This is a genomic window from Streptomyces sp. NPDC001903, from assembly GCF_042891345.1.
In the GTDB taxonomy this organism is placed as follows: domain Bacteria; phylum Actinomycetota; class Actinomycetes; order Streptomycetales; family Streptomycetaceae; genus Streptomyces.
Genome location: NZ_JBIASZ010000022.1, coordinates 43,189 through 58,188 on the forward strand (window position 1 = coordinate 43,189; position 15,000 = coordinate 58,188).

Sequence of the window (15,000 nt, forward strand, 5' to 3'; positions counted from 1 at the left end):
GACCTCCCCCTCTCCGCGTCGGCACCGGCGGGCGCATCCGTCCGCCGGGAACGTTCAGGACGGCGGGGCGCCGCCCGGGTCCCGGTTCACCGCCGTCCGCCGCAGGTCGTTCTCCGCGAGGGGCTGCAGGGCGCCGCCGGTGTCCAGTCGGTAGAGCAGCACCAGCGGCGGTCCGACGAGCACCATCGCGATGACCGTGACCAGGAGCAGCCAGCGCAGCGTCGTCGATGCCCCGGCCGCCTGGTCCACGGTCAGCGAGGTGGGGATGAGGTACGGCCGCTGGGCCACCCCCCAGGCGAACACGACGAGGGCGACGCCGGAGACCGCGGTGAGCCTCGCCCAGCCCGTCGCCGTGCGGTACAGCAGCGCGGCCGTGGCCAGGGCGCAGGCGACGGCCACCAGGACGAGGACCAGGCCGACGCCGCTGGTGAGGCCGTCGTAGACGTAGCGCGCGTCGTGGTGGGTGACGGCGAGGCCGATGACGGCCAGGACGGCGACGGCCCCGAGGCTGCACCAGGCCCGCAGCCGGAAGTAGCGGACGAGGTCGGGGGCGTCGAAGCGGCGCGCGTCGGCGGTGAGGAACACCGCGCCCAGGTAGGCGGTCGCGGCGACGGTGAGCAGTCCGGCGAGCACGGAGGTCCCGTTGGACCAGGCGTCGGCGGACGCCGTCGTCCCGGGAGCGACCCGGCCCGTGGCCAGGCCGCCGACCACCGCCCCGAGGAAGAAGGGCGTCAGGAGGGAGGACACGGCGAAGGCGGCGCCGTAGATCCTGCGGCGCGAGAGGCGGGTCATGGGCTTGCGGAGCGCGAAGCCCGCACCGCGCAGCACGAGCCCGACGGCCGCGAGGGCCAGGGGCAGCCACATGGCCGTGAAGACCGTCTGGAACAGGACCGGAAAGCCCGTCCACATGATCACCAGGACGAAGATGAGCCAGACGTTGTTCGTCTCCCAGACGGGCTCCATGGCGTGGTCGATCAGCCACCGGGGCCGCTTGCCCCGTACGGAGCCGCCCGCGAACAGGTCCCAGAACCCGGCCCCGTAGTCGGTCCCGCCGGCGCACGCGTAGGCGGCCACCGCGGCCAGCAGCACCCAGGCCACGACGTCCTGGATCATCGTCCTCCTCCGTCACCGGGTGCCGTGCCGCCGTCCGGTGCGGCCGCCGCGGCCGTCCGGCGGGGCCCGTAGGGGGTGTCGCCTTCCGGAGTGCCGGCAGCCTGGGCGCCGCCCTGCCGCTCATCGGCGGCCCGCCAACGGGTGCGCATCTTGAGCAGGACGGTCAGGAAGGTGCCGAGGATGAGCGTGTAGACCACGATGACGATGCCGAGCATCGCCCACAGCGACGAGGCCCGGGTGTCCGTGACGGCTTCGGACACCCGCATGTTCTCGTAGACGATCCAGGGCTGGCGGCCCACTTCGGTGGTGATCCAGCCGCATTCCACCGTCACCAGGCAGGCCGCCCCGGCCACGGCGGCGCACCGGAAGAACCACGGTGAGCGAGGCAGGTCGCGGCGGCGCAGCCAGCACCAGCCGTACCAGAGCGCGAGCAGGACGAGCAGGCTTCCGATCGTCACCATGATGTCGAACGCCCAGTGGGCGATGGTGGCCTGGGTCGCCGTGGGGCGGTCGCTCGCGGGCACCGAGGACAAGCCCGTCACCACGGTGTCCGGACGGAAGCCGGCGAGGATCGAGTCCAGCAGCGGGATCTTGATCCCGCCGGAGATCGATCCGTCGGGATGCATGCGCCCGAACAGGTACTCCGGCACGTGGTCGCCGGTCTTCCACACGAGCTCGGTGGCGGCGAACTTGATCGGCTGCTTGTGGAAGACCGACCGGGCGATGGAGTCCCCGAGCACGAACTGCACGGGGGTGAGGACCGCGGCGACGGTGAACGGAACGGTGAAGCCGAGCCGGTGGTAGTGGTCGCGCCGGCCGCGCAGCCAGCCGACCGCGTACACCCCGGCCACGACGTAGCCGGCCGTGAGGACGACGCCCGCCACGAAGTGCCAGTACTCGGGGCCGAACATCGGCGTGAAGATGGCCTTGCGGACGTCGACGTCGACGGGGTTGCCGTCCGCGTCGAGCGAGAAGCCGCGCGGTGTGTTCATCCAGGAGTTCGCGGCGATGATCCCGAACGCCCCCAGCAGCGCCGTCAGCGGCAGGGGCAGACCCAGCCAGAAGTGGGTCCACGGCTTCAGCCTGCGCCAGCCGTAGAGGTAGATGGCGATGAGGATCGCCTCGAGGAAGAACGCCCAGGCCTCGACCCCGAATCCGAGGCCGAAGACATCGCCCCAGCGGCCCATCAGGCCCGGCCACAGCAGGCCGAACTCGAAGGAGAGCACGGTGCCGGTGACGATGCCGATGGCGAACTGCACGGCCATCACCGCCGACCAGCGCCGCGCGAGCAGCAGGGCGACCGGGTCGCCCTTGCGCAGCCCCCGGTAGTGCATCAGGAGGGTGATGGCGGGCAGGGCCACGCCGAAGGGCACGAGCAGGATGTGGGAGGCCAGGGTGAAGGCCATGAGCTCGCGGGCAGGGAGCAGCTGCGGAGGGGTGTCCGCCATGATCGCGATCGCGGTGTTCATGTGAGCCTTAGCAGTTCGTGCCGGACGGCTGAAGGACTGCGGGCCTCAGCCACCGGTCGCGAACCCGGGAAACAGGGTCATGCCTCCGTCCACGTAGATAGTCGTCCCCACGACGTAGTCGAGCAGGTCGGAGGCGAGGACGGTCACGGCGTTCGCGATGTCCTCGGGGTCGCCGACGCGGCGGTACGGGATGAGCTTCAGCAGGTCGGCCTCGGCATCCGGGGTGTCCCAGGCGCTGCGGTTGATCGGCGTGCGGATCGCACCCGGAGCCACGGCGTTCACCCGGATCCGGTGCGGGGCGAGCTCCTGCGCGAGCGTGGCCATGAGCATCTGCACGCCGCCCTTGGAGGAGGCGTAGTTCACGTGCCCGGCCCAGGGGATGATCTGGTGCACCGAGCTCATGCAGATGATCTTCCCCGCGGAACGGGACACCTCCGGCACCACGCCGCGGCGCAGGAATTCCTTGGTCGCCTCACGGGCGCAGAGGAACTGACCGGTGAGGTTGACGTCCAGTACCTTGCTCCACTGGGCCATGGTCATGTCGGTGACCGCGGCGTCCCGCTGCAGACCGGCGTTGGCGACCATGATGTCGATGGTCCCGAACTCCTCGACCATCCGGGCCACCATGTCGACGACCTGGTCCTCCTGCGACACGTCGCCCTCGTGCGCGTAGGCGCGGACTCCGAACCCCTCGATCTCCCGCACCACCTCCTGCGCGGCTTCCTGCCCGGCGACGTAGTTCACGACCACGTCGGCGCCCGCCCGTCCGAGGCCGATCGCGGTGGCCTTGCCGATGCCGGAGTTCGCCCCCGTCACCAAGGCCTTCTGACCCTTGAGGACCTGCGGAACGAGCAGCGTTCCACGGTCACTGCCGCTGGCTTCCACTGAAACCCTCCCTGGGTGCTGACGGGGCACGACGTACGCGCCACCACGAGAGCACCGCGGTACGGCCACGGCCCGGTGGCACGACCGCCGCTGCCCCGATGGAGTGCCCCCGCCGAGCCGAACGGCTCAACGCCGGCCGGGGAGGCCGCCCCGGTGCGGGCGCGTCCACGCAGGGGGACGCCCGGCCGAGGTGCGACGGGATCCGCGCGGTGATGGAATGGAGGCACCCGGTGTGCGGGATCCCGAACCCCGACCGCCGCCGGCGAGGATGGCGAACATGCATCGGACGGGTACCCAGTTCCGGCTGACCAGCGGTTCGCAGACCGCCGTCGTCGTGGAGTTGGGCGCGGCCCTGCGCCAGTACACCGTCGCCGAGCGGCAGGTCGTCGACGGATTCGGCGCCGACGACGCGATAGAGGGCGGGCGCGGACAGCTCCTGATGCCGTGGCCCAACCGGATCGGAGACGGCCGGTACTCGTGGCACGGCCGGGAACTGCAGCTGCCCCTCAACGAGACCGAACACGCCAATGCCATCCACGGCCTGCTGCGCTGGACCTCATGGCAGGCGGTGGAGCAGGCGGAGAGCCGCGTGGTGTTGGCGGCCACGCTCTGGCCGCAGCCCGGGTACCCCTTCCACCTGGTGGCGCGGGCGGAGTACGCACTCGACCGCCACGGCATGTCGGTCACGCTCACCGCGCGCAACGTCGGCGACAGCCCCGCTCCGTACGGAGTCGGTCAGCACCCGTACCTGGCCGTGGGGCCCGGCACGGTCGACGGCATGCTGCTGACCGTGCCCGCCCGGACCCGGCTGCGCACCGACGACCGCGGCCTGCCCGTCGCGTCCGAGCCGGTCGCGGGGACGCCCGAGGACTTCGGCGCGCCGCGGCCCATCGGCCCGCAGCGGCTGGACACGGCCTTCACGGACCTGCTGCGGGAGGCGGACGGGCGGGCCGTCGTACGCCTCGCCGAGCCGTCCGGCGCGTACGGTACCGACCTGTGGCTCGGCGAGGGGGCGGACTTCGTGCAGGTGTACACCGGGGACACCCTGCCCGAGCCGCACCGGCGCCGCGGCGTCGCCGTGGAGCCGATGAGCTGCGGCCCCGACGCCTTCCGCCGCGACACCGCGCGCGTGCGTCTCGAACCGGGGGACCGGCACACGCTGCGGTGGGGGCTCGCACCCTGGCTCGGCTAGGGGGTGTCGTCAAAGTCCCGCCTGCCCCGCGGCGCCCGGCACGCGCTCTCGGCGCACCGGGCGAAATCCCGAGTACGTCCAGTACACGGGCTTCCGCCCGGCACACCGAGAGCACGCACCGGACGCCGCGGGAGCGCCCTGCGGGCGCACGGCGCTACTTTGCGGACACCCCCTAGGCCGCTCCGGTCGGGGCCATGGCCGGGCGCGGCGCCGGACCGCTCATTCGGCGAGCTCGCGCGCGTCCAGCGGGAGCCGCCAGACGTTCCGGCGGTGGACGGCGTCCAGTTCGGCCTGGAGCGGGGACGGCGGCACGGTCAGGACCGGACAGGGCGCGTGCGCCAGGCAGTGCCGGGCCACCGAGGGCCGCAGCAGGCGGCGTACGGCCCCGCGCGCGCCCGTCCCCACGACGAGCAGGTCCTCCGGCCCGCTCACCGCGTCGAGGAGGGCCGCACCGGCCGTGGCCCGTACGGCATGACCGGCGAGGGCCACGCCCGGGCCGGCCGGACCGAAGGCGCTGTCGAGGGCGAGCCGCAGCCGCTCGACGGCCGCGGCCTTCACGGCGGCCAGCATCGGGACCGAGCCCGGACCGCGGCTGCCGATGTCCCCGCCCGGCGCCTGCCAGGCCAGGACCGCCCACAGCTCCGCGCCGCGCACCCGGGCCTCGGCGGCGGCCCGGTGCAGGGCCGTCAGGCTGCCGGCGCTCCCGCTCACACCGACCACGACTCTGTGCCGCACCACGTCCACCGTCCACCCCTCATCCGGTCTGCTGCCGGCTCCCATGCAAGCGCCGGGCGGGCGGGAAGGGGCGGTCCGTTGACGGCTTCCTGACGGGGAGGCCGCGAACCGTGACGGGTCGTTGACGCGGACCTGGTGGCGGTGGCGCCGCAAATGCAGGTGCAGGTGCAGGTGCAGGTGCAGGTGCCGCCGTCAGCCGGCGTGGACGTGCGGACGGCGGCTCCGGTCGGGTTCCGCCTCGCGGATGACCTCGCGGGTGACGGGGGCGACCTCGCCCTGGCCGAAGAGGAAGAAGCGCAGGAAGTTGGCCATCGGGTTGCCCTCGGTCCACTCGAAGTAGATGTGCGGCCGCTGCCCGGTCTCGTCGCGGACGTGCAGCAGCAGCGCCGCGAGGGCGTTGGGGATGCTGGAGCTCTCCAGGGTCAGCACGCGGTAGCGGTCGTGGAGGACCTCGCCGCGCACGCGCATGCCCGATTCGAATTCGGACGCGTCCAGGACGGTGACCTCGACGAACATGACGTCGTCGCCGGCCGGGATGTCGTTGTCGGCACGGATCTGCTGGACCTTGTCGCGGTACTCGGCCTTGTCGCGGCTGTCCGGCTCGTTGGCGATGAACCGGATCGTCCGGTTGGCGGTGTCGCGGACGAACCGCTGCGCCATGTCGTCGAACTCCACGTGCGTGACGCGCAGCTCGAAGACGCGGGCGAGGCGGGAGAGCAGCGAGAGGGCCATGATGCCGGCGATGAAGCAGGCGCCGATCTTCACGCCGTCGGGGCGCTCGGCCACGTTGACGGCGGTGGTGTAGACGAACACCGCGGAGATGACACCGAATCCGATCGTCCAGCCGCGCTCCCCGGCCCGGCGGGCCGCGATGGTCACGGCGACGGCCGCCGAGGTGATCAGGACGAGGACGCCGGTGGCGTACGCGCCGCCCTGGGCGTCGACGTCGGCGTCGAAGATCCAGGTGACCAGGAAGGCGATCAGGGTGAACACGATGACCATCGGGCGCAGGGCGCGGGCCCAGTGCGGGGCCATGCCGTAGCGGGGCAGGTAGCGCGGCATCAGGTTGAGGAGGCCGGCCATGGCGGAAGAGCCCGCGAACCACAGGATGAGGATGGTCGAGATGTCGTAGACGGTGCCGAAGGCGGAGCCCAGGTACTCGTGGGCCAGGTACGCGAGGGCGCGGCCGTTGGCTTCGCCGCCCGGCTGGAAGGCGTCGGCGGGGATGAGGAGGGTGGTGACGAAGCTGCTGGTGATCAGGAAGACGCTCATGATCACGGCGGCGGTGGTCAGCAGCTTCTTCGTGCCCCGGATCCGGCCCGCGGGCTTGTCCTCGGTGTCGTCGGGGGAGCCCTGGACGTGCGGCATGACCGCGACACCGGTCTCGAACCCGGACAGGCCCAGTGCCAGCTTGGGGAAGACGACGAGGGCGATGGCGATCATCATGAACACGTTGCCGTGTTCGGTGATCAGCGCCTGCTTCCAGTCGGTGATGACGTGCGGCTCGCTGACGACCTGCCACAGGCCGACCGCGATGACGACGACGTTGAGCGCGAGGTAGGAGAAGACGAGGACCACGGCCACCCCGATGGCCTCGCTGAACCCCTTGAGGAACACGCCGCCCAGCAGGGCGATCAGGATCAGGGTGATCAGCACCTGGTGGCCGTTGAGCGTGCTGGTCAGATGCGGGTTCTCCACCAGGTGCGCGGTCGCGTCGGCCGCCGACAGGGTGATCGTGATGAGGAAGTCGGTCGCCGCGAAGCCCAGCAGGGTCAGGACGAACAGCTTGCCCTTCCAGAACGACAACAGCCGTTCCAGCATCGCGATGGACCCCTCGCCGTGCGGGCTCTCCTCCGCGACGCGGCGGTAGACCGGCAGCGCGCCGAGCAGGGTCAGCACCACCAGCACGATCGTCGCCAGCGGCGACAGCAGGCCGGCCGCGAGCGCCGCGATGCCCGGCTGGTAGCCGAGGGTGGAGAAGTAGTCGAGGCCGGTCAGACACATCACGCGCCACCACGGCCGCCCGTGGTCGGCGGCCGCGGCCGTTCCGCTCCCGTCGGGCGTCTCCTGCGACCCATGGCCCGACCGGTGTCTCGTCTGGTCGGTCAGGCCTTCCAGGAGCCATGCCCTCAGGCGGCTCGGCTGGGCGGGGGTGGCCATCGCGGGTGCTCCTTCGTACGGCTTGGATCCGGCCATCGGTGCGACGGCTGGGCAAGCGTACGGAACTCGATCATTCGTGCACGCGCGCGTTCCCATGCTGACGGGCCCCCGACGCTGCCGCGCGGGGGACTGCTCCGGTTGGCCGGAGCCGTGTACTCCGCCCGGAACCCGCCTCCCACCTGCGCAGACGTGCGGCGCCACGGCCGTGGACCGATGGCCGTCCCGGTCCAGGACCCCGGCGGCTCTTGACGGCTCCTTAACGCCTCCCTAGCGCTACCTTGACGCCCCCTTTCCGGGGACGAGGGGGCGTGCGGACCATGAATCGATCGAATGTTCGAGTGGCGCGATATGATGGACCCGTGCGAACGATCCCCGGCCTCCAGGGCTCCCTCTTCGACCAGGGTGACGAGCTCCGCCTCGGCCCCCTCCCGGAGCTGCGCCGCACCGCGCTCGGTGCCGGTGCCTGGGTCGACCACCTGCCCGGCTGGCTCTCGGGCGCCGACACGCTGTTCGAGAGGCTGGCCGAGGACGTGCCGTGGCGGGCGGAGCGCCGCCGGATGTACGAGCGCGAGGTGGACGTCCCCCGCCTGCTCGCCTTCTACGACGAGGGCGAGCCGCTGCCGCACCCGGTGCTCACCGAGGCCCGCTCCGCGCTGACCCGGCACTACGCCGCCGAGCTGGGGGAGCCCTTCACCACCGCCGGCCTCTGCCTCTACCGGGACGGCCGCGACAGCGTCGCCTGGCACGGGGACCGCATCGGCCGGTCCGCCACCGAGGACACGATGGTCGCGATCCTTTCGGTCGGCGACCCCCGCGACCTCGTCCTGCGCCCCCGCGACGGCGGCCCCACCCTGCTGCGCCTGCCCCTGGGGCACGGCGACCTCGTCGTGATGGGCGGCTCCTGCCAGCGGACCATGGAGCACGCCATCCCCAAATCCACCCGCGCGGTCGGCCCCCGCATCAGCATCCAGTACCGCCCCCGCGGCGTCCGCTGAGTCGCGGTCACCCGCCGCCGGGGCCCGGCTCAGTACCCGTGGACGCCCAGCTCCGTGATGGACGCGAAGACGTGCTCCCACACCGCGGCGCCGGGCTCTTCGGGATCATCGGACTCCAGGACGTCCGGCTCCAGCTCCCCCACCTCGAAGAGGAAGGAGCCGTGGCCGTCCTCCTGCGGATACGGGTCCCAGCAGGCCCCCATGAACCGGCGCACGGCCTCCAGGAGGCGTACGAACGTCTCCGTGTCCCGGGCGAAGGGGAACGGCCCCTCGCCCTCGCGGACCATCGACACCGCGCCCGTCCCCGGATGGAGGAGCACGTGGCCCTCGTCGGCGTGGCCCAGCTCGAACGTCCCCAGGTGCAGCAGTCCGCCGAAGTCGGTGTCCGGCTCCGGCCTCCCGGGGCCGTCCTCGGTCCAGGCCAGCTCGAACGAGGTCACGCCCGCCGCCCAGTGGCTCGGCAGGCCCACCGTGCCGATCAGCTCCCGGGTCGGGAGGTGGGTCAGTTCCGCGGGAAGCCGTGCGTCCGGTACGCGGACCGTGCGGTCGGCGCCGAACACCGCCTCCACGCGGGCCGCGTCCAGCGGGCTCTCGCCCGGCTCCGGGCCGGCGAACCACGGACTGCTCGCGCCCTCGTCCCAGGAGGAGGTGTCGGCGCCGCCGCCGGGCCAGCCCGCGGCGGCCACCGCCCCGTTGCGCTCCACGACCACGATCCCGCGGGCCTCGGTGAGCAGGAAGCGGCCCCCGCCGAGGGGTACGGGCTCCTCCCAGGTGCCGGGGCAGTGCAGGGCCCAGGCCTCCTCGTCCGGGTCGAAGAGGTACGGCTCCTCGTCCTCGGGCTCCGCCGCGCGGCGGGTGAACTCCCCGGCGGCGGGGGCCGGGCACCGCTCGCCGGTGGCCAGGTCGAACCAGCGCTCCTCGGTCCACAGGGACCAGACCTTCAGCAGGCTCCGGCCGTCCGGCCCGTCCAGGACGTCGGCCGAGGCGTCCCCGCTGAGGTTCGGCTCGGCGCGGAAGGCCCCGACCGGCCGCCACCAGGCCCATACGGTCCGCCAGGGCATGCCGGGCTCGGCCGCGGCGACCTGCTCCGCGTACGCGTCGTGCCCCAGCACCTTCGCGGCGAAGTGCAGCCACGAGCCGAACTCCGCACGCGAGACCTCCGCATACCCGAACACGGCCTCGGCCTGGGTGAAGACCTCGCGGCCGACCGCGCCTTCGGCCCCCGGGGCGGGCCACTCCCGTATGCGGTCGGCTCCGGCGTCCAACAGGGCGGCGGGGGAGGAGAACGGGGCGTCAAGATCTTCGCGAGGCATGTCGGCCATGGTGCCGCAGGCCAGTGACAGCCCCCGGTCCGGGGGAGGTCGGGAGGGTGCCGGCCGCCGCTACGCGGGATCCGGCTCCTTCGCCCCGGCGGGCTTCGGGACCGCCGTCCCGCCCGGCCGCACCGCCGCGGCCGCCGCGTGCAGGGAGCGCAGCGCCAGCAGCAGCACACCGATGTCGTCGAGGTAGACCGGGTCCGGGATCAGGTCCACCGGCGAGACGGTGTAGATCACCGCGACCCAGAACAGCGCCTTGTCGCGCAGCGGGATCCCCGCGTCGAGCAGCAGTCGGCGGGCCGCGAAGACCCGTACGAGGAGCACACCGGCCGCGATCGCCAGCCCGAGGGCCACGACCGCGGCGATCGTCAGCCAGACCGTCCAGTCCATGCCACCCCTATACCCCGTTCGGGCCCGTTACCCGCCACCCGCTGCGTACCAGGCTATCCGCCGTGCTCGCGCAGCCGGCGGCTGACCTCGCCCAGCCCGTCCGCCAGCGCCTCGAGCTGCGCGGGCGTGAGCACGTCGATGAGCGCCTCCCTGACCGTCGCCACGTGCCCGGGCGCGGCCTCCTCCAGGCGGGCCCGGCCGGCGTCCGTGAGGACGGCGAAGACCCCGCGCACGTCGGAGGGGCAGCTGCGGCGGCGGACCAGGCCCGCCTTCTCCAGCTGGGTGACCTGGTAGGTCAGTCCGCTCTTCGAATTGATCAGGCCATTGGCCAGTTCCGTCATCCGCAGCTCGCCGTCAGGGGCCGCGGAGAGCCGCACGAGGATCTCGTACTGCGGGTGCGAGAGGCCGGAGTCGTCCTTGAGCTGCTGGTCGAGGCGGCGGTTCACCAGGGCGGACGCGGCCAGGAAGCCGCTCCAGGCGCGCATCTCGCGCTCGTCCAGCCATCTCGTTTCAGCCATGGGCCCAGCCTACACGGGTTGTTCCAATTTGAATCACTAGTTATGGTCGGGGCTGGCGGTTCGAATTTGAACAAACCTGCTCCACCGCAACTCCGTCCCCGCCCGGACCGCCCGACCGGAAGGATCCCCCCCATGACCAGCCCCTCCGTCACCGCGACGAAGCCGCAGGCCGCAGCCGTACCGGCCGTCCCGCTCGCCCTCTCCACCCCCGCCCACGACGCCGGCCTGCTCCTCCTGCGCGTCGTCCTCGGACTCACCATGGCCGGCCACGGCGCCCAGAAGCTCTTCGGCTGGTTCGGCGGCGGCGGCATCAGCGGCACCGGCCAGTTCTTCACCGCCAGCGGCTACCCCGCGGGTGACGCCATGGCCGTCGTCGCCGGCCTGACCGAGACCCTCGGCGGCCTCGGCCTCGCCCTCGGGCTGCTCACCCCGCTCGCCGGAGCCGCCGTCGTCGGCACCATGATCAACGCGATCGCCGTCCACGGCGCCGGCGCGTTCTTCGCCCCGAAGGGCATCGAGTACGAGCTCCTCCTGACCGCGGCCGCCGCCGCGGTGGCCCTCACCGGTCCCGGCAGGTACGCCGCCGACCGCTTCCTGCCCGTCCTGCGCAGCCACCGCCTGGCCCACGGCCTCCTCGCCGTCGCCCTCGCCGTGGTCATCGCGGGCGTGCTGCTCCTCGTACGCAACTGACCGCCGGGCGGCAGTAGCGCGCCCGAGGGTGCCCGGGTCCCGGATTGATTGGGCCCGGGCATTCGGGGGAACAGCGCACAAATGACACAACCCATCGAAGACTACGCACTCATCGGCGACCTCATGACCAGCGGGCTCGTCGGCCGCGACGGGTCCCTCGACTGGCTGTGCCTGCCGCGCTTCGACTCGCCCGCCTGCTTCGCGGGGCTCCTCGGCGACAAGGAGAACGGCCACTGGCGCATTTCGCCCGCCGGGGCCGCCGATGACGAGCAGTGCACCCGTCGCGCCTACGTCGACGGCTCGCTGGTCCTGGAGTCGTACTGGGACACCCCGGACGGCGGATCCTTCAAGGTCGTCGACTTCATGCCGGAGCGCGACAACGCCCCCGACGTGATGCGCATCGTCGAGGGCCTGACCGGCGAGGTCACCGTACGCAGCGTCCTGCGCCTGCGCTTCGACTACGGGCACGTCGTCCCCTGGGTCCGGCGCGCCGACGGGGACCGGGTCGCCGTCGCCGGACCCGACTCCGCGTGGTTCCGCAGCGAGCCGGCCGTGCCCACGTGGGGCGAGGCCAACAGCACCTGCTCCGAGTTCACCCTCGCCGCCGGCGAGAAGGTCGCCTTCGTCCTCACCTGGCACCCCTCGCACGAGCCGCGCCCCGAGCCCTGCGACCCGTTCGAGACGCTGGCGCAGAGCCTCGTCGACTGGCGGGACTGGTCCGCCCAGTGCACCTACGAGGGCCCCTACAAGGAGGCGGTGACCCGCTCCCTGATCACCCTCAAGGCCCTCACGTACGCCCCGACCGGCGGCATCGCGGCCGCCGCCACGACCTCCCTGCCCGAGGAGATCGGCGGCGTCCGCAACTGGGACTACCGCTACTGCTGGCTGCGCGACTCCACCCTGACGCTCGGCTCCCTCCTGGAGACCGGCTTCCTGGACGAGGCCCGCGCCTGGCGCGAATGGCTGCTGCGCGCGATCGCCGGAGACCCCGCCGACCTCCAGATCATGTACGGCATCGGCGGCGAGCGCCGGATCCCCGAATCCGACCTGCCCTGGCTGAGCGGCTACGCCTCCTCCGCCCCCGTCCGGGTCGGCAACGCGGCCGTGGACCAGCTCCAGCTCGACGTGTACGGGGAGGTCCTCGACTCGCTCTACCTGGCCCGGGCCAACGGGCTGCCCGCCGAGCGGCACGCCTGGCGCATCCAGCTCGCGCTCCTCGACTTCCTGGAGCGCAACTGGCGGCGGCCGGACGAGGGCCTGTGGGAGGTGCGCGGCCCCCGCCGGCACTTCGTGCACTCCAAGGTGATGGCCTGGGTCGCCGCGGACCGGGCCGTGCGCACCATGGAGAGCGATCCCTCGCTGCTCGGCGACGTGGAGCGGTGGCGGACCATGCGGGACGAGGTCCACCGGGACGTGATCGACAACGGCTTCGACCCGGTGCGCGGCACCTTCACGCAGTACTACGGCTCCCGCGAACTGGACGCGGCCACCCTGCTCATCCCGCGGGTCGGGTTCCTGCCGCCCGACGACCCGCGCGTGATCGGCACGGTCGACGCGGTGCGGGTGGAGCTCGGCAGCAGCGGCCTGGTCCGCCGCTACAGCACCGAGGGCCCCTCGGTCGACGGGCTGCCCGGCGACGAAGGGGCCTTCCTGGCCTGCTCGTTCTGGCTGGCCGACGCGCTGCACATGACCGGGCGGGAGAAGGAGGCGCGGGAGCTCTTCGAGCGGCTGCTGGCCGTACGCAACGACGTGGGGCTGCTCGCGGAGGAGTACGACCCGGTCACCGGCCGCCAACTCGGAAACTTCCCGCAGGCGTTCAGCCACGTAGGCCTGGTGAACACGGCCATCACCCTGGGCCGCCCGCCCGGCCGCCCGGCGTGCTGAGCGCCCCGGGGCGCGGCCGTACGGGGCCGTGCGGGAACCGGTCCCGTACGGCCCCGCCCGGCAGTGCGGGTCAGACGGCGGCGGGCTCGTCGTCCTCCGGGATGCTGACCAGCCAGCGGGTGTCCTGCCGCGGCCGCAGGTACAGCGCCCAGTACAGCGTGGCCACGGCCACGATCCCGCCGGTCCACAGCAGGTACTGGGTCTCCTGCTGCTTCAGGATGTACGCGAGTACGGCGATCAGCACGATCGGCACGGCCGGCCACAGCGGCATCCGCCAGGCGGCCACCTCGCGGTGAGCCCCTCGCCGGGCGAACAGCGCGGCCACCGCGACCAGCAGGTACATGCCGGTCACCGAGACGCCGGTGACCCCGTAGAGGGTGTCGAGGTTGACGAAGCACAGCGCCGCGCCCGGGACGCCGACCAGGAGGGTGGCCACCCACGGGGAGCCGAAGCGGCCCAGCTTGGACAGCGCGTGGTTGACCGGCTCGGGCCAGGCCTTGTCACGGGCGGAGGCGAACAGCACGCGCGAGTTCTGGATCACCATGACGATGCCGGCGTTGATGATGGCGAGGGCGACGCAGAGGCTGACGAAGGTGCCGACGGCCGAGTTGGACCAGGCGGTGACCATCCCGCCGAGGTCGCCCTCGGTCAGCGCGGAGAGGTCGGGGGCGCCGACGGTGATGGCGATGACCGGGATCAGGATGACGGCCGTGGAGATGGCGAGGGTGGCGAGCACCGTGCGGGCCACGTTGCGCCGCGGGTTCTCCAGCTCCTCCGACAGGTAGACGGCGGTCGAGAAGCCCTGGGTGATGAACAGGGCGATGGCGAGGCCGGAGACCACCATCATCGCGGTCACCGTGGACGTGCCGCCGCCCTCGGCCGCGACCGTTCCGTGCACCAGGGCGTCGGCGCCGCGCTCGCTGTGCGCGAAGCCCAGTACGGCGACCAGCGCGGCGGCGACGACCTCGAGCACCAGGAAGATGCCGGTGATCCAGGCGTTGGCCCGCAGGTCGAGGAGGCCGGCGAGGGTGGCGAGCAGCATCACGCCGCCACCCGCGACCGGGGCCGGTATGTGCACGATCGGCGCGAGGTAGTCGGCGGTGCCCATGGCGATCACGGGCGGCACGATCATCACGACCAGCAGGGAGAGGACGAACACCAGCCAGCCGGCCAGCCGGCCCGCCATGGTCGACACCATCGCGTACTCGCCGCCCGCGCTGGGGATCAGGGTGCCGAGCTCCGAGTAGCAGAACGCGACGCCGATGCAGAGCAGCGAGCCGATGGCGATCGTGAGGGCGGTCCACGTGCCGAGGCTGGAGAACAGGTCGGGCACGACGACGAACAGGGTCGAAGCGGGCGTCACGCATGAGAGCGTCAGCAGAGTGCCGCCGACGACGCCGATGGAGCGCTTGAGCTTCTGGGGGACGGGCCCGGTGGCGGGGGCGAGGGCCTGAGGGGCGCTGATCGTTTCAGACATCGGTGCGGGGTTCCGATCGGCTGGTGCGGTGAACTGAGGTGCGGGAGCGGTATCGCCTCCGAGGCGGTGGTGAGCAAGGTGGTTCGGTGGCTCCCGGGCCGACATCGAATCCCTGCGGGATTCGCAGGTCAAGAGCAGTTCTCCTGCGGATTCCATCGTCGCGTCGCGCAGCGGTG

At 72.5% G+C, this 15,000-nt stretch carries 13 protein-coding genes; 4 read left to right on the forward strand and 9 right to left on the reverse strand.

Features of this window, described 5'->3' with window-relative positions:
* Positions 1-54 precede the first annotated feature (54 nt).
* Genes ACFYZS_RS34615 through ACFYZS_RS34625 form a run of 3 tightly spaced genes read right to left on the reverse strand, consistent with a single transcriptional unit; the run spans position 55 to position 3,467 of the window.
* Positions 55-1,113 carry a cytochrome d ubiquinol oxidase subunit II gene (locus tag ACFYZS_RS34615; RefSeq protein ID WP_389021616.1) on the reverse strand — a complete coding sequence of 353 codons (1,059 nt, stop codon included), beginning with the start codon at positions 1,111-1,113 and terminating at the stop codon, positions 55-57.
* A complete protein-coding gene (locus tag ACFYZS_RS34620; RefSeq protein ID WP_389021619.1) occupies positions 1,110-2,582 on the reverse strand; it encodes a cytochrome ubiquinol oxidase subunit I in 1,473 nt (490 codons plus the stop codon). The genes ACFYZS_RS34615 and ACFYZS_RS34620 overlap by 4 nt, the downstream gene beginning before the upstream one ends.
* Before the next feature lie 45 nt (positions 2,583-2,627).
* Positions 2,628-3,467, reverse strand: a complete 840-nt coding sequence (locus tag ACFYZS_RS34625) for an SDR family oxidoreductase (RefSeq protein ID WP_389021621.1) — start codon at positions 3,465-3,467, stop codon at positions 2,628-2,630.
* Positions 3,468-3,744: 277 nt separating this feature from the next.
* Between ACFYZS_RS34625 and ACFYZS_RS34630 the strand changes: the two genes are divergently transcribed.
* Positions 3,745-4,659 (forward strand): aldose 1-epimerase family protein, encoded by a 915-nt coding sequence (locus tag ACFYZS_RS34630; protein ID WP_389021624.1) that lies wholly within the window; start codon positions 3,745-3,747, stop codon positions 4,657-4,659.
* 219 nt (positions 4,660-4,878) lie between these two features.
* Here the strand turns inward: ACFYZS_RS34630 and ACFYZS_RS34635 are convergent, their stop codons facing one another.
* Complete coding sequence (locus tag ACFYZS_RS34635) at positions 4,879-5,397, reverse strand: universal stress protein (RefSeq protein ID WP_389021627.1); 519 nt, start codon at positions 5,395-5,397, stop codon at positions 4,879-4,881.
* Between the two features lie 189 nt (positions 5,398-5,586).
* Positions 5,587-7,554 (reverse strand): amino acid transporter, encoded by a 1,968-nt coding sequence (locus ACFYZS_RS34640; RefSeq protein WP_389021630.1) that lies wholly within the window; start codon positions 7,552-7,554, stop codon positions 5,587-5,589.
* Between the two features lie 359 nt (positions 7,555-7,913).
* On the opposite strand from ACFYZS_RS34640, the gene ACFYZS_RS34645 reads away from it, so the two are divergent.
* Positions 7,914-8,549: an alpha-ketoglutarate-dependent dioxygenase AlkB gene (locus ACFYZS_RS34645; protein WP_389021633.1), complete on the forward strand. Its 636-nt coding sequence runs from the start codon at positions 7,914-7,916 to the stop codon at positions 8,547-8,549.
* Between the two features lie 29 nt (positions 8,550-8,578).
* On the opposite strand, the gene ACFYZS_RS34650 is transcribed toward ACFYZS_RS34645, so the two are convergent.
* The 3 genes from ACFYZS_RS34650 to ACFYZS_RS34660 form a co-directional block, all read right to left on the reverse strand.
* Positions 8,579-9,862, reverse strand: a complete 1,284-nt coding sequence (locus ACFYZS_RS34650) for an SUKH-4 family immunity protein (protein WP_389021636.1) — start codon at positions 9,860-9,862, stop codon at positions 8,579-8,581.
* A 69-nt stretch (positions 9,863-9,931) separates the two neighbouring features.
* Positions 9,932-10,255 (reverse strand): YkvA family protein, encoded by a 324-nt coding sequence (locus ACFYZS_RS34655; RefSeq protein ID WP_389021638.1) that lies wholly within the window; start codon positions 10,253-10,255, stop codon positions 9,932-9,934.
* A 53-nt stretch (positions 10,256-10,308) separates the two neighbouring features.
* Complete coding sequence (locus tag ACFYZS_RS34660; RefSeq protein ID WP_389021641.1) at positions 10,309-10,773, reverse strand: MarR family winged helix-turn-helix transcriptional regulator; 465 nt, start codon at positions 10,771-10,773, stop codon at positions 10,309-10,311.
* A gap of 132 nt (positions 10,774-10,905) precedes the next feature.
* Between ACFYZS_RS34660 and ACFYZS_RS34665 the strand changes: the two genes are divergently transcribed.
* Together ACFYZS_RS34665 and ACFYZS_RS34670 are read left to right on the forward strand one after the other, a co-directional pair.
* The gene (locus ACFYZS_RS34665; RefSeq protein WP_389021644.1) at positions 10,906-11,463 is read left to right on the forward strand and encodes a DoxX family membrane protein; all 558 of its coding nucleotides are present in this window, start codon (positions 10,906-10,908) and stop codon (positions 11,461-11,463) included.
* Between the two features lie 81 nt (positions 11,464-11,544).
* On the forward strand, positions 11,545-13,347 hold the full coding sequence (locus ACFYZS_RS34670) for a glycoside hydrolase family 15 protein (protein ID WP_389021647.1): 1,803 nt from the start codon (positions 11,545-11,547) through the stop codon (positions 13,345-13,347).
* 70 nt (positions 13,348-13,417) lie between these two features.
* On the opposite strand, the gene ACFYZS_RS34675 is transcribed toward ACFYZS_RS34670, so the two are convergent.
* The gene (locus ACFYZS_RS34675) at positions 13,418-14,824 is read right to left on the reverse strand and encodes an APC family permease (RefSeq protein ID WP_389021650.1); all 1,407 of its coding nucleotides are present in this window, start codon (positions 14,822-14,824) and stop codon (positions 13,418-13,420) included.
* Positions 14,825-15,000 lie beyond the last annotated feature (176 nt).

What these genes read in the sequence shown, in the direction of transcription:
- ACFYZS_RS34620 (WP_389021619.1), bottom strand. Translation starts at nt 2,582, where the DNA reads ATGAACACCGCGATCGCGATCATGGCGGACACCCCTCCGCAGCTGCTC.
- ACFYZS_RS34665 (WP_389021644.1), top strand. Translation starts at nt 10,906, where the DNA reads ATGACCAGCCCCTCCGTCACCGCGACGAAGCCGCAGGCCGCAGCCGTA.
- ACFYZS_RS34630 (WP_389021624.1), top strand. Translation starts at nt 3,745, where the DNA reads ATGCATCGGACGGGTACCCAGTTCCGGCTGACCAGCGGTTCGCAGACC.
- ACFYZS_RS34615 (WP_389021616.1), bottom strand. Translation starts at nt 1,113, where the DNA reads ATGATCCAGGACGTCGTGGCCTGGGTGCTGCTGGCCGCGGTGGCCGCC.
- ACFYZS_RS34675 (WP_389021650.1), bottom strand. Translation starts at nt 14,824, where the DNA reads ATGTCTGAAACGATCAGCGCCCCTCAGGCCCTCGCCCCCGCCACCGGG.
- ACFYZS_RS34660 (WP_389021641.1), bottom strand. Translation starts at nt 10,773, where the DNA reads ATGGCTGAAACGAGATGGCTGGACGAGCGCGAGATGCGCGCCTGGAGC.
- ACFYZS_RS34640 (WP_389021630.1), bottom strand. Translation starts at nt 7,554, where the DNA reads ATGGCCACCCCCGCCCAGCCGAGCCGCCTGAGGGCATGGCTCCTGGAA.
- ACFYZS_RS34655 (WP_389021638.1), bottom strand. Translation starts at nt 10,255, where the DNA reads ATGGACTGGACGGTCTGGCTGACGATCGCCGCGGTCGTGGCCCTCGGG.
- ACFYZS_RS34670 (WP_389021647.1), top strand. Translation starts at nt 11,545, where the DNA reads ATGACACAACCCATCGAAGACTACGCACTCATCGGCGACCTCATGACC.
- ACFYZS_RS34650 (WP_389021636.1), bottom strand. Translation starts at nt 9,862, where the DNA reads ATGCCTCGCGAAGATCTTGACGCCCCGTTCTCCTCCCCCGCCGCCCTG.